A 14654-nucleotide genomic window follows, 5' to 3' on the forward strand; every position below is an offset into this window, starting at 1 on the left:
GAGTTTTAGAAAAACCTTCAGGGTAAATAAGCATTCGTGACATACTGCTGTACCATGCGATGAGTATTAAAAAATGAGGCATTTAGTGCGATCGCATATCGCATTACATCCACCCACCGCTCGCGTTCCTGATAAAACATCGGAGCAATTACGTTTTTCAACTTCTGATATAAGTCCTCTGCATCCTGTCGGTTGAGAATGTCTGAACCAGAAAACTCAGGTTCTCTAGAACCAATAGACCAGCCAGTCACTCCTTCGATATGCCCCTCAATCCACCAACCATCGAGTATGCTGAAACTAGGAACGCCGTTATGTGCTGCCTTCATACCCGATGTTCCAGAAGCTTCTAAAGGTCGCTGTGGCGTATTGAGCCAGAGATCCACGCCAGACACAATCAGTCTGGATAGCTCCATGTCATAATTTTCTAAAAAAACTACAGGTATCTGCTTCTGTAATTGGTGGGAAATTTCAAATATCCGTCGAATTAACTCTTTGCCAGAATAATCTTTAGGGTGCGCCTTACCAGCAAAGATAAACTGTAAAGAACCGACTTTTTGGCTAATCTCTAGCAGTTGATTGATGTCTGAGAAGACTAAATCTGCTCGTTTGTAAGGTGTTGCCCTGCGAGCAAACCCAATTGTCAGGGTATCCGCAGATAACGAAAGATGAGTTTGTTCCTGAATGTGAGCTAAAAGATGTGCTTTAGCCGCCAAATGGGCTGACCAAATCTCCTTTTGGGGAATACTGATGGCGTGCCGTAGCATCGATGGGTCGTTACTCCAGCCAGGAATATATTGGTTGTAGAGGGTTCTAAAGCTGTCACAAGTCCATGTCCATGAGTGAACACCATTTGTAATGTGATGGATGGGGTAGCCAGGGAACATTTCTTGCGAAACTTCTTCGTGCCGCTTGGCAACACCGTTGACATAGTGGCTCAAGTTTAGTCCTAGCATAGTCATGTTGAGGCGATCGCGTCCCCCCAACATTTGCAGTACATCAAACGGCACTATTTGCCCCAAACTATACTGCACTAAACCGTAGTCAAACTGGTCGTGCCCTGCTGGAACAGGGGTATGAGTAGTAAAGACGCATTGATTTCTGATACTGCTAAAATTCCATGCTTCTGTATTTATCCCGTTTCGTTCTTTTAGCAATTCCAAAACCAGCAAACTGGCGTGTCCTTCGTTCATATGGAATCTTTCAATTTCTCTGTAACCGAGGACGTTGAGCATTCTGACACCACCAATTCCCAGCAGAATTTCCTGGGCTAGCCGATATCGCTCATCTCCGCCATAGAGAACATCAGTTAAAGTACGGTCATAATTAGTATTTTGCTCAACATTAGTATCTAGCAAAATTAAAGGGACGTTGTAGTCACTTAAGCCAACAATGTCATATTGCCAAGCTCGAACTTGTACAGTTCTCTGTTCAATTTCGACCTGAACAGTTTCAGACAAAAGGTGCAGGAAATGTTCGGGACTCCACAAAATAGGAAATTCCTGCTGTCCTCCCCACTCATCCAACTTTTGGTGAAAGTAACCTTTGCGATAGAGTAGACTTACCCCAACCGCAGGTATTCGCAAATCGGCAAAGGATTTCAAAGTGTCACCAGCCAGTATACCTAAACCGCCACTGTAAGTTGGCATAGCAGAACCAACAGCCACCTCCATCGAGAAATAGGCAACCCGCCGATTTTCTTTGGCTTCGTCGTAACTAGTGGTAGTTAATGTGGTGATATATAACTCTGGATGCTGAAAAAATTTGTTTCGACAGAATTCGGAGCAGAAGTGAATTTTTTGCTCCTGGTAAAAGGCAGTGATTTCTCTGCCTGGTTGAACAGTCATGCCACAAACTGGGTCTTTTAAAATAGGGTTCATAGGTTTTCTTTTATTTTGATAGTTATTAACCCTTGTGATGCCCAATCCTTAGTTTTTTCGAGTCTAAAGCCACATTGTTATCAACTTAATATTCCTAGAATTTCTCCCTACCCTACTGGCATAGGTGATAGCATCAACCGTAGGGTAGGATAAAAATTTTTGCAGTTAGTTATGGAAATTAAATCTTGTCAACAAACTCTTCTTTGGCTTCAAGTTTTGTTAAAGCTGCCTGTAGTTTTGCTTCATCTTCTTTTGATAGTGAAGTTCGTAAAACTTTACCATCAAATTTGCTCAAATCGTCTAACACTTTGTCTGGAGTAGACTTTTTCACAAGTATAAATAAAGCAGATGTTCCCGGCTCTATTGTGTTACCAAGTTCTCGAATAAAGTTATCGTCAATGCCAATATCAGTAAGCGCTCCCGAAATTGCGCCAGCAGCCGCACCAAAGAGAGCCAACATTGGGTGGAAGAATATCAAACCAAGAAGCAGTCCCCAAAAACCTCCAGTTAATGCACCAGAAGTTACAAGTTCTTGGGTTTGTTTAATCTTGACTTTGCCTTCTTTATTTCTAACAACAATAGCGGCATCTTCTAGGTCAATAAGATACTCTAGTTCCAGTTTTCTTAGATCAATCAGAACCTCATCTGCTTTAAACTCATCTTTGAAGCCAATAACAATTAAATCGCTCATAGTTTTCTCCTGTGTAAATTGGGTTTTAATTGTTCAATTTGGTATGTTGCAAAAAATTAGAAAAATACTAGCACCGCTACTCTGCGAGAAGCCGCGCTATGCACGTCTACTCTGAAGTCACGCCTTCTGAAGTCAAAAGTTAAAAAATCTTTTACTTCGTAACTGCAAGATTTTTCATGCATATTGGACTTCTTACCTAGCTGCAAAGCTGTTGTAGAGGCGAGCTATCAAAGCAGCATATAAAGCTGTTCCTATAGACCAAAATAGAAGACCAGCAATAAAGCTTCCCCAGGTAACTGTTCGGGCAATATTGCTCAAGTCCGCATGGAGAATGTAGCTGAAAAAAGCCATTGCTGCTTTTGGTGCTAAGGCAATAAATAGAATACAGATTGAGTAAACTGCGCCTGTGATTATAGCTGTAGCAAGAGAGAGCGATCGCGTTCTTAATTTAGTAAAAGAGTTCCTGCTAAGATGATGATTTTCCCGATCATGAGTGTGCGATACCATAATCAACCTCCTATTAATTTGATGGTTTGAAAATTTGAATCGGTTATGATTAACTGCGTCTTCATGGCTAGTTAAGTAATAGCAGTGTTCTAAGTTGGCTGATGGGATTGCAAAGACTTTCAGGTGTCTATAGGTTCACATTTCATGATGCTTTTTGGAGCGATCGCTTCTGCTTCCCCAACGAGGGAAAAAAGCGGGTGTATTGTCAGCATAGCGTCGGTACTCATCACCAAATTCCGCAAGTGCATCACGCTCCTCTTGGTGTGCTAGCCGTGTATACATCCACACCAGCACTGGGAACATTAACAACGTTAAGATTGTGGGCCACTGAAGCAAGAATCCAAACATGATGAGGATAAAAGCCACATACTGGGGATGACGAATCGTTGTATAAGGTCCAGAGGTAGCTAGTGTGTGGCTGCGCTGGGCTTTGTAAAGGACTTCCCAGGCAGAGCTAAGATAGATGAGTCCACCAAAAATAAATACGTTACTTAAAATGTGAATTGGGTTTAAGTGGGGATCACCTTTCCAACCTAGTAATGTCCACCAGATATGTCCGACATCATGGGAGAAAATATCCAGTTTGGGAAAGCGAGTTTGTAGCCAACCTGATAGTAAGTAAAGGGTCAATGGAAACCCATACATTTCTGTAAATAACGCGATAATAAAGGCGGAAAAAGCACCAAATGAACGCCAATCACGAGGACTTTTTGGCTTTGTGAAGCTGAAGGCAAAAATGATGAATATCAGTGAATTAATAATTACTAAAGACCAAAGACCATAGGCAGGTATATCTTTCATAATTCAATTTCCTTTCTTGTGGTGAAGTACTAGTTCTTTTGTGCCAATTGCCTTTATTGAGATTGGTTATTGCCTCCACCGCCTCCCCCATGTCCGCCGTGTCCCCCATGCATAAATAAGTGCATAATTATACAAAGTCCCAGAAGTAAGAATAGCGGTGGAAGACCAAGTATATGCGCCCAATGTTCTGCTATGAGAAAGAAGGCAATGATGGCGAGAAAGACAAACAATGCAATTTTTACAACTGATGTTCTTGTGCTAGATTGATGATTATGTTGGTGGGTCATGTTTTCTTAATTTGTAGTAATTTAAATTCCCTAATTGGCTATCTCTACAGCGAAATCAGCTTTTTAGATGGTGGCAACATTAGGGGTAGATTATTTTCTACTGGCTTTTTTCTAAAAAACGTAATTGAGATAGGAAGAGACATCAAAATAAAGACCAGTGGCAGGGTGTAAAGAAAGATAGAAACTATAGGTGAGCGAGAAACAGCTACCAGTAAAAAAGCACTAACAGTGAAGATAATAAATAGTGCCTGGTTGACAGACAGGTTATCAAACTGGAAGGAATAATGTTTATGTTGATGAATCATAAAAAACCTCCTTTTCTAGGACTATGTGCTAGATAACTTAAATCCTTTTAACAGCGACGAATTGACAATTACTGACAAAGAACTCAAAGCCATTGCAGCTGCGGCAATAATCGGATTTAAGTAACCGAAAGCTGCAATGGGAAGCCCTATGGTGTTGTAAATAAAAGCCCAGAACAGATTTTGTTTAATCTTGATCATGGTGGCGCGAGACAAGCGGATAGCTTTTACTACATCGCGTACATCGTTTTTCACCAAAATGATGCCCCCTGTTTCTTTGGCAACATCTGCACCAGAACCGATTGCGATACCAATATCAGCAGTTGCCAGTGCGGGTGCATCATTTACCCCATCACCCACCATTGCGACTGCTTCACCGCGCTGCTGAATTTCTTTGATAACTTGAGCTTTATCACCTGGCAAAACTTCAGCTATTACCCTATCGATTCCTACTTGACGGGCGATCGCTTCAGCAGTACGTTGGTTATCTCCGGTAAGCAAAACGACTTTGACTTTTTCCCGACGTAGCGCCGCGACTGCTTCCTTAGCTTCAGGTTTGAGCGTATCTGCTACTGCAACTATCCCCATTAAAAGACCATTGCAGCCAACCAGCATGGCAGTTTTGCCATCTAATTCCAATTGAGTCAGTAAGCGTTCGATTTCTGGACTAACGGTATAACCTTGTTGTTGGAACAAGCGGCGATTTCCCAGTAAAATGCGATCGCTATTCACTTCTCCTCGAATACCATGTCCGGGAATTGCTTCAAAATTTTTGACTTTGGGAATGTCTAGCATCTGATTTTTGGCAGCCTGTACAATCGCCTCGCCCAAGGGATGCTCCGAACCCGCTTCTACGGCAGCTGCTAGCCGGAGAATTTCATCTTCTGGACGGTTTGTCAAAGCAACAACATCTGTAACGCTGGGTTCTCCGCGTGTTAATGTTCCTGTTTTATCAAAAATCACTGTGGAGAGTTTCTCAGCCCGTTCCAAAACTTCACCACCTCGGATCAAGATCCCGTTTTCTGCACCTTTACCCACACCCACCATTAAGGCAGCTGGCGTAGCAACTCCCAAGGCACAAGGACAGGAAATGATCAGTACCGCAATAAATGCCAGCAACGCTTGGGGAAAATTACCAGCCAGCAACCAGCCAATAAAGGCAATAATTGCTATCAACACCACAGCAGGGACAAAATAACCAGTCACTTTATCAGCAAGTCTTTGAACTTGGGCGCTGCTACCTTGAGCTTCTTCTACAAACTTGATAATTTGCGCCAGTGCCGTTTCTGCACCCACGCGGGTAGCCTGAAAGCGGAAAAGTCCTGTTTTGTTTAAAGTACCGCCAATTACTTCTGCTCCCGGTGCCTTTTCTACTGGTATCGATTCCCCCGTTAGCATCGACTCATCTACAGAAGAAGAGCCTTCCAGGACAACTCCATCTGTGGGCACTTTCTCACCTGGACGCACGACAACGGTTTCATCAACCATAACGGTTTCTGCTGGAATTTCCATCTCCATTCCGTCCCGGATTACTCTTGCTGTAGCAGGTTTTAGATCCAAGAGTTTGCGGACAGCAGCCGATGAATTTTTTTTGATAATTTCTTCCATATACTTGCCCAACAAAACAAAGGCAATGATGATGGCGGAAACCTCAAAATAAACACTGCGCTCCTCTACTTTCACAGGTAAGATACTAGGGAAAAATACTACTACTACGCTGTAAACATAAGCCACAGTGGTTCCCAGAGCAATCAGGAAATCCATATTAATGTGGCGAGTGCGGATAGCATTCCACGAACCTACATAAAATGACCACCCACCAATAAACTGTACTGGCGTAGTCAAAAGAAATAACCATACGCCCCAAGTGAACCAGGGTAAGATAGGAATTGGTACCCAGGTCACAAGAGTCACTCCAGCTGCTAGTCCCAGAAAAGCCGCAGCCCTGAGAATTGCCAAAAGCAGCACCCCCGTCAACGCCAGGGTGACGCGCTTCCGCATAGATTTGAGTTCTGTTTCAGGATCTAAAAACGTATTTAGGCAAGTTTGACTACAAAAGTAGTAGGTGCGCCCGCTTCGTTCTGTCTTGAGTGATGTGGCTTTAGGTACTACCATACCGCAGATGGGGTCTTTCGCCATCTCTCCCGGATTTGGTGCTACGGCGCTTGCGTGTGCATGACTGTGATGTGTATGTTGGTGGGATTTAGCCATTTTTACAATCAGCTCCCGTGTTTGGTTTTATGTTTTACAGGCACCTCACTCTGGTTGCGATGACTCAAAGGTACGCTGGCAGCTAGGGCTGCAAAAATAGTAAGTCTGTCCGTCTCGCTCGGACTTCAACGCTGTAGCCTTTTCTACAGTCATACCGCAGATTGGATCTACTGCCATTTTTTCTTGATTTCTTTTCCTAGTTGGGTTACGTACCCATTCCAAAAATTTTCCGACCATAATTCAACTCCTGTCAGAAATTCAAACTTTTATCCATATTCAATGCCGCGCTAACATAGTCGCCCATAGTCTTGTAACTGGAGTTTTCTATCCAATTTTCGGAAGTAAGGTTGCGACCTTTCGCACAAGCCTCACAAACCCAGATGGGTATAGAAGCTGATAACAGTGCCTCTACAACGGCTTTCATAGGCGGCATATTTAGCCCTTGAATTTTGTCGTAAATATTTTTGTTGGCTATAGTTACGCCTTCACCTTGAAGCCATACCACCACTTCATGACCTTGATCGACAGCAACTTTAGCTACTAGCATTCCCAGCGTGGCGCGAGTTGGGTCATCTGTACCAAAACTTACAGAAACAATCACTTTCATCGACACCTTCCTTGCTGCTATTTTGTGATGCAGCATCATTGAGCTGTTCTTCCAATATGGAGGTAGGGATCTGGATGTTTTGATGACTGCCACGATTGAGGCTGTATGCTATTTACGAGAACTAATGCAGCGATCGCCCCATTAGTCATAGCCAAGATACCTAAAATTATCCTTTTCTGACTCATGGTTCGCCTCCTTTGAACTTACGCATAAACCAGGTAAGTTTCAACGATTGGTCATTGTCCAGAAACCTGTTTTTTCGTATCGTATCTGTGTGTAAGTCTTGCTCATCTAGCAAAAGGAAGAAACCTATAGATTCCAGGCTTGATACCATTGCCGCATCTGCCCAATCTCAGCAGTTTGGGTTTTAATGATGGACTGAGCCAAATTGCGAATTTCTGGTTTAGTGGCGCTGTTAGCAACCATCTGCGCCATCATCACCGCCATTTGGTGATGAGGAATCATTTGGCTGATAAATTCCAGGTCAAAATTTTGAGCATTTTTCAAGGCTCCCAAATCTACGTCCATGCCTCTCATGCCAGGGTGCATTGACATTTGCATCATGCCTTGGTTCATACCTTGGCCCCTGTTCTGCCCCATACCCATCATTGTGCCGTTATTCATTGCAACAGCAGGCACATCTTTGCCGTACCATGCCTTATACCAAGTTCGCATTTGTTTAATTTCGCGGTTTTGGTCAGTTTTAATGGCAAGAGCCAGTTTCTTAATTTCTGGATGTTTAGCAAGGGTTAAAGCCAGATCCGCCATTTCTACTGCTTTTTGATGATGGGGAATCATCATTTCGATGAAATGCTGGTCAACTTCAGTCATCATCCCTCGTTGGGAAGGCGTAGTTTTACTAGCTGGGTGATGAGTATTATGTTGTGAATTTGGAGCTTGAGCTTGCGTTTTATTTGTGATTAATAATCCTGCAAGCGTACTACTGGTTAATAGACCTATTAAACTATAAATCAGAGTTCTGTTATTCATAAATTCACCTCTTTAAAGAATGAATAACTTGATTTATATTGATGATATTAATTGTAATTTGTGAAGAACTTGTGAGGAAAAAGTAAGTCTGTCAAAAATAATTAATTGAAGCGAATATAATACAAGATTTTACCTCCTAGCTATTGGTAGAAAGTGATGATGAAAATCAATTATTATCAGCTAATTTTTTATAGCTAATATTTTTTAGTCTGATGTCATCTTTAATTTTAGTTTTGTTTTATTCCTCCTAATTAATCTAAATAATTCTCGATTCTAATTTTCAAGTCTCCACTCAGATAGAGAGTCGAGATATAGTAACAAAAGTTTACCTGAAAGGCTGGGCTTGTTTTGAGTTATTAATCAAATCGGAGCTTATAACTTTAGCTTTTCATCCAGAAATGAAATCAAGATGAAATACCATTTTCTCTAAATATTTCTTTACACTACAGAGGAAGCATTGAGTTGGCTACTCCCAGAGTCGAAGCCGTGCAGCTTTCAGCCTGCTATTCTTGTAAGAAAAGTAGTATTTATTTTAACCAGATTCCGTGGGTTTAAGCCCCCGGCTTCTACAAGCCGCAAGTTTTGTTGTGGAGTCTAAATCCCCATTACAAAACTATACTTCCGACTTCCGACTTCTTTAACGACTTGCATCTGCAAACAGGGCAAGGGAGTTGGTGATAATATCATTAACTATAGGAATCCGATTTGATTCCTGAACTGATTTGCGTAGGCAGGCAATAGGCAATAGGCTAGAAGGTTCTTCGATGTGTACTGAGTTTTTTCAAAAATCAAATATGAGTCCTATATCTCAATAATGACAAAATCAGCGTTGCTCTCAACGCTGACGAGGCACATTTGTAATTGTCCCTACTTATACTTGTGACTATCAATATGAGCCATAACTGCCCTGCAAGTGCTGCCTAAATACTCAGATTACTGATTAAAACTAAACCGACCATTGACCTTTTCTGTGCCAACATCCGCAATAACTTTCACTTGATATTGACCTGCCGCACCTCCATCCAGTTTAGCAGTATAGTGTTTACCATCAGCATCATATGTTAGGGGAACTGTCTTTTGTTTTCCATCTGGTGACTGAACATCAGCAGTAACTTTGGCATTTGGAACAGCTTCGTGTTTTTCGCCTGTTTGCAGATAAAAATCTAAGTGAGTTGCATTCCCTTCTTTCTCAGGCACAAACTCTAAGTGATACTTTCCTGCTTCGACGACTTGAGCATTTTTACCATGTGAGTCGCCATGAGCAGATGTTTCAGTTTTGGCGGCTGGTTCGGTTTTATTAGTGTTTTCTGTAGAAGGACTAGAAGGATTACTACTGGACTCAGAAGCTTGATTACTACAAGCTCCCAAAAAAAGTAATCCTACACTGGCGAAAACAACAAAGCCTAATTTGAATGATTGCATTGATTTACTCCTCATTGATTATTAGAAAAATTTCGCTTAATCCCATAAGTAGTGCATGAATATCTCTATATTTCCAGGTGGACATCTGGGAAGAATTAATAAATTAAGTGTCATACAACTGAACCTTGAGTAACATCAATTTCTTGTACTTGTGTAGTCTTTTTGGGAACCAAAAATTTCCCAAATAGCGAATATAAAGCCGGCAAAACTAAGAGTGTTAAAGCAGTGGAAGTAACCAGGCCACCTAACACTACCACAGCCAAAGGTTGTAAAATTTCCTTACCTGCACCAGAACCAATTACTAGGGGAACCATACCTAGTGCTGACGAAAGTGCTGTCAGGAGAATCGCAACTAATCGTTCCATTGAACCATCAACAATCACTTGTTTGAGTGGTATTCCCTCAGCGAGGCGATTGTTATAGTTATCTACTAACAGCAATCCGTTACGAGTAGCTACACCAAATAAAGTAATGAAACCAACCATTGAAGCGACGGATATGATCCCACCACCTATAGCAACAGAAATTACACCGCCAATTAACGCTAGTGGCAAGTTAATCATAATCATTGCTGTGGCAGGAATTGACTTGACGGCAAAGTAAATCAGCACAGAAATTACTGCGAGTGCGATCGCACCTGCAATTATCAATGTCTGCGTTGCTTGTTCCTGTGCCTGAAACTGACCGCCAAATTGGACGTAGTAGCCTCCAGGCAGTTGAATTTGTTTGACGCGATCGCGTACATCTTTAATTACAGAACCCAAATCCTTTCCAGAAACGTTGGCAGAAACCACAATCAGCCGGGAAACATTTTCACGATTAATGGTACTTGGCCCCGTGCCATAATCAACTTTAGCAACCTGGGATAAGGGAATTTTCTGCCCGTTGGGTGTATCTACCAACAAGTTACCAATCACGTCCAAATTGTTACGATAGCGCTCTTGCAACCACACGACGAGATTAAACGTTTGTTGCTTCTCCAGCACTTGGGAAACTGCTTTACCGTTCAGTCCAGTCTCTATAGTTTCTGCCAGTTCCCCCACAGTTAGCCCATAACGAGCTGCTGCATCGCGGTCAAATTGAATTTGAATTTGTTTAACTGGGACTTGGGGTTCTAGTTGCAAATCCACAATGCCGGGAATACCACTCATAGCGGATTGTACCTGTTTACCAATGGTACGGAGTTGTTCAAGTTCGGGGCCGTAGATTTTGACAGCGATCGCACTTCTGACTCCTGATAAAATTTCATCCATACGGTGTGAGATAAACCCGCCAATATTAGTTGCAACACCAGGAAGTTTTTCAAACTCTTTACGGAGTACTTCAACAGTCTTCTCTCGATCCTTTCCTCCTTCTTCACTAATTTGCACATCCAACTCACCAAAGTTTACCCCTGCCACATCCGGGTCTCCTTGAGCAAACCCAGAGCGAAACGCAATGGCATCGAAACGCTGATCCTTTTTGAGGGCATCCATCACCGCTAAAGCTGCTTGGTCAGTTGCATTCAGGGATTCACCGGGTAAAAGAATTATTGCATTGACCAAAGAGCGGTCTTGGAACTCTGGCAGGAAGACTTTTCCTAATCCAGGTAGAATTATCATAGATGCGACAAAACCCGCAAGTGCAACTCCTAAAACTACCTGGGGGCGACGAATTGAAAACTTCAAGGCTGGACGATAAAATTGATGTACTTTGCGCTCTAGCCAAGTTTCCGTACTAGGTAAACGGCGATTTGCTAATAATAAAGCACATAGCGCTGGAGTTAGTGTTAATGCAACTAAGGTAGAAGCGAGAATTGATAGCAAATACGCCATTCCCATTGGTGTGAAAATGCGACCTTCTACCCCAGACAAAACAAAAATCGGTGCAAAGACTACTGCAATAATTACTGTAGAAAATAGAACACTAACACGTACCTCTACTGAACCATCAAACACGACTTGTAAAGGATTTTTCGGGTTGTCTGCTATTTGGTTCTCCCTCAATCGGCGGTAAACGTTTTCCATATCAACGATGGCATCATCAACCACAGAACCAATAGCAACCACCAGTCCACCCAAGGTCATGGTGTTAATGCCCTGTCCAGTCCAGCTCAGAATAATCATCCCCAACAGTAACGACACAGGCAGCGCACTAAGGCTAATAATAACCGTGCGCCAGTTCATCAAGAAGATAATCAGAATAACTGAAACAATAATTACGCCATCCCGCAGGGCTTCCTCAACGTTTTTGACCGAAGCTTCAATGAATAAATTCTGGTCAAAGGTCTTAGTAAACTTGACATCCTTCGGTAGCCCTGGTTTAATCTCTTCCATTGCTGCTTCCACAGCTTTGACAACGGTGGGAGTGTCTGCCACAGGCTGCTTGGAGACAGTTAAAATCACCGCTCGTTTGCCTTGAAATAGTCCATCTCCACGTCGCAGTGCTGGACCAATTTTGACCTCTGCTACCTGTTCTAGTAATACGGGTGTACCTTTCGTCGCCTTAATTACTGAACGCTTGAGCTTGTCAATCGACTCTATTCGCCCAATTCCCCGAATTAGCGTTTCTTGATCGGGAGTAATTAAAAATCCCCCCGGCACGTTGACGTTGGCATTCTGCACTGCTTGGGTGACTTCTGGCAAGGAGACATTGTAGGCTTTAAGCTTATCTGGGTCAACCAAAACTTGATACTGTCGCTCATCCCCACCGTAGAGAAATACGTTACTCACCCCTGGTACAGCCAGCAAGCGATTTCTTACATCCCAATTGACAATACGCCACACCTCCATCATGTCAGTGCTTTCAGCAGAAAAAGCGTATTTGACAGCCCATCCCAAGGGCGAGTTAACAGGCAGAATTTCTGGCTGCTCAACCCCTTGTGGCAGTTGCGCCCCTTGTAATCGCTCTGTCACCAGTTGACGCGCACGGTATATATCAGTGTCCCAGCTAAAGACGGCTTTAATTGCAGAAATTCCGACAGCGGAAGCGGAGCGAAGCGATTCTAGTCCAGGCGTTCCGTTAATCGCGCTCTCAATCGGGCGAGTCACCAAAGACTCGATTTCTTCTGGTGCTAAACCGGAAGCTTGAACTTGAATTTCTACTTGGGGAGGAGCAAAGGCAGGAAATACGTCAAGCGGCATTTGTGTGATGACGCGCAATCCCCACAGACTAATTAATATCGAGGCAATAACGATTAGCCACCTTTGCGCGATCGACCACTTAACAATAGTATTGAGCATTATTTTTCAGATCCTAGCTGGGATATCTGCTTGGTTATAGTGATGTTTACGATGAGGTACTGTATTTAATGTCTCAGATGAAAATGAAATTAAGATGAAATCTGTAAGATCGAGTCAAAAGTACCTTGAGGAGAGATGTCAGCCAAAAACCTATTTCATGCTGCTGTCAAAGGAGCATTACTGAAGGGAAAGTGGGTAATTACAGCCTAGCCGCTCATAAATGAGATTGACTTAGCAGCAGAAAAGATTTTAGGGACTGAGAAAACAGGTTAAAAAATCGCGATCGCATTACAAATTATAAGTTTTTATTCTGTCTTCTTAGAAGTGCTAGAGCGTGTTTCTCTAGCTGTCGCACTCGTTCTCGACAAATACCCATGCGTTGACCAACCTGTACTAGCGTGAGTTCGTGTTCGCCTGCTAAACCAAAGCGTAAGGTTAACACTTCCTGCTGCTCTTGAGGCAACTTTGACAATAGGTTTTGAATATCTTGCTGAAGAAATTCTTGAACAGTGTGGTCTTCAGGAGACAGTCCATTGTCCTCCAGCATATCCAGCAATTGAGTATCCTGCTGCTCTCCAATTCTCATATCTAGGGAAATAGGTTGACGAGCAAACAGTAAATACTCTCGAATCTGACTAGGTTTCAAATTGAGTGCTTCAGCAATTTCAGTCGCAGTGGGAATATGACCTAGCTTTTGAGATAGTTCTCGTTGAACACGCTTTATTTTGTTTAGCTTTTCAGCAATGTGAATGGGTAAACGAATTGTACGGGATTGTTGAGCGATCGCCCGCGTAATTCCCTGACGAATCCACCAGTAAGCGTAGGTCGAGAACTTGTATCCAAGGTTCGGGTCAAATTTCTCAACCCCTCGTTCTAATCCCAAAGTACCTTCCTGAATTAAATCCAGAAACTCTAGGTTGCGTTTCTGATATTTCTTTGCAATTGATACCACCAACCGGAGATTAGCAGTAATCATCTTTTGCTTGGCAAGTTGTCCCTGATTGAGCTGTTTGAGCAGTACTTCTTCACTCAAGTGCATCTTAACAGCCCACTCTTGCAAAGTAGGTTGACGCTGTAATTTCTTAGATAGTTCTTCCTTGACAACAAGCATTGCCATCATGTGCTGAACTTGCTTGGCGAAAAAAACCTCTTGCTCATGGGTCAATAGAGGTATACGTCCAATTTCATGTAGATAGGTACGCACCATATCAACTGGAGGTGAAAATTTGTTATTCTTAACATTATTTATTTCAGATATCGAGTTAAGCATAATTCGGTTAACCTCTGTCAAAGAATTACTATGTAGTCCTGAGAGAAACAATAAATTAAATAATTTTATCGAGGAGATTTTTCTAGTTCTTTATGTTTGAGCATTGGAGTTGATGATTTTCTTGTATTAATATTTAAAATTTAAGAAATCAAAAATTAAAAATATCTAAAAAAAAGTAAATAAAAATATTTTAGTAACCTATTTACGGTTATACTCATCAGTTAAAATAGGTAATACCCACATTCCGCACTTCAAGTTGAAGTATAAATAGATTACAGTCAAGTAAAAAGCAAAAAATCAGGATAATTAAGAAAACAAAACTAAATTAATCTACGGCGTGAAGAGAAATAATCAAATCTTTTATATTTGACTTATAAAATGGCACTAAAAATTTGAGGAATAATCTTACTATTCCTGCGGATATTGATAAATTATTATTCACTCTCTAGATGTTCTTGAGATTAATAA

At 42.0% G+C, this 14654-nt stretch carries 14 protein-coding genes; all 14 read right to left on the reverse strand.

Features of this window, described 5'->3' with window-relative positions:
- Nucleotides 1–17 precede the first annotated feature (17 nt).
- A complete protein-coding gene (glgP, locus tag VF06_RS09685) occupies nucleotides 18–1877 on the reverse strand; it encodes an alpha-glucan family phosphorylase (RefSeq protein WP_099068814.1) in 1860 nt (619 codons plus the stop codon).
- Nucleotides 1878–2055: 178 nt separating this feature from the next.
- On the reverse strand, nucleotides 2056–2568 hold the full coding sequence (locus VF06_RS09690; protein ID WP_099068815.1) for a DUF1269 domain-containing protein: 513 nt from the start codon (nucleotides 2566–2568) through the stop codon (nucleotides 2056–2058).
- Nucleotides 2569–2760: 192 nt separating this feature from the next.
- The gene (locus VF06_RS09695) at nucleotides 2761–3075 is read right to left on the reverse strand and encodes a DUF5676 family membrane protein (protein WP_099068816.1); all 315 of its coding nucleotides are present in this window, start codon (nucleotides 3073–3075) and stop codon (nucleotides 2761–2763) included.
- A 135-nt stretch (nucleotides 3076–3210) separates the two neighbouring features.
- On the reverse strand, nucleotides 3211–3876 hold the full coding sequence (locus VF06_RS09700; protein ID WP_099068817.1) for a methyltransferase family protein: 666 nt from the start codon (nucleotides 3874–3876) through the stop codon (nucleotides 3211–3213).
- Between the two features lie 53 nt (nucleotides 3877–3929).
- Nucleotides 3930–4163 carry a DUF2933 domain-containing protein gene (locus tag VF06_RS09705; protein WP_099068818.1) on the reverse strand — a complete coding sequence of 78 codons (234 nt, stop codon included), beginning with the start codon at nucleotides 4161–4163 and terminating at the stop codon, nucleotides 3930–3932.
- A 44-nt stretch (nucleotides 4164–4207) separates the two neighbouring features.
- Nucleotides 4208–4468 (reverse strand): hypothetical protein, encoded by a 261-nt coding sequence (locus VF06_RS39075; RefSeq protein ID WP_143861655.1) that lies wholly within the window; start codon nucleotides 4466–4468, stop codon nucleotides 4208–4210.
- Between the two features lie 21 nt (nucleotides 4469–4489).
- The gene (locus VF06_RS09710; protein WP_099084428.1) at nucleotides 4490–6676 is read right to left on the reverse strand and encodes a heavy metal translocating P-type ATPase; all 2187 of its coding nucleotides are present in this window, start codon (nucleotides 6674–6676) and stop codon (nucleotides 4490–4492) included.
- Nucleotides 6677–6721: 45 nt separating this feature from the next.
- Complete coding sequence (locus VF06_RS41985) at nucleotides 6722–6913, reverse strand: YHS domain-containing protein (RefSeq protein WP_099084427.1); 192 nt, start codon at nucleotides 6911–6913, stop codon at nucleotides 6722–6724.
- Nucleotides 6914–6926: 13 nt separating this feature from the next.
- Nucleotides 6927–7322, reverse strand: a complete 396-nt coding sequence (locus tag VF06_RS09715) for a DsrE family protein (RefSeq protein WP_257208119.1) — start codon at nucleotides 7320–7322, stop codon at nucleotides 6927–6929.
- A complete protein-coding gene (locus tag VF06_RS40525; RefSeq protein WP_180267231.1) occupies nucleotides 7319–7468 on the reverse strand; it encodes a hypothetical protein in 150 nt (49 codons plus the stop codon). The genes VF06_RS09715 and VF06_RS40525 overlap by 4 nt, the downstream gene beginning before the upstream one ends.
- 124 nt (nucleotides 7469–7592) lie before the next feature.
- Complete coding sequence (locus tag VF06_RS09720; protein ID WP_099068819.1) at nucleotides 7593–8273, reverse strand: DUF305 domain-containing protein; 681 nt, start codon at nucleotides 8271–8273, stop codon at nucleotides 7593–7595.
- A gap of 933 nt (nucleotides 8274–9206) precedes the next feature.
- The gene (locus tag VF06_RS09725) at nucleotides 9207–9695 is read right to left on the reverse strand and encodes a hypothetical protein (protein ID WP_099068820.1); all 489 of its coding nucleotides are present in this window, start codon (nucleotides 9693–9695) and stop codon (nucleotides 9207–9209) included.
- 110 nt (nucleotides 9696–9805) lie between these two features.
- Entirely contained in the window at nucleotides 9806–12916 is a 3111-nt protein-coding gene (locus VF06_RS09730) for an efflux RND transporter permease subunit (RefSeq protein WP_099068821.1), read from the reverse strand.
- A 295-nt stretch (nucleotides 12917–13211) separates the two neighbouring features.
- On the reverse strand, nucleotides 13212–14186 hold the full coding sequence (locus VF06_RS09740) for an RpoD/SigA family RNA polymerase sigma factor (RefSeq protein ID WP_099068822.1): 975 nt from the start codon (nucleotides 14184–14186) through the stop codon (nucleotides 13212–13214).
- Nucleotides 14187–14654: the final 468 nt, after the last annotated feature.

This window comes from Nostoc linckia z4 (assembly GCF_002608075.1).
Taxonomy (GTDB): Bacteria; Cyanobacteriota; Cyanobacteriia; order Cyanobacteriales; family Nostocaceae; genus Nostoc; species Nostoc linckia.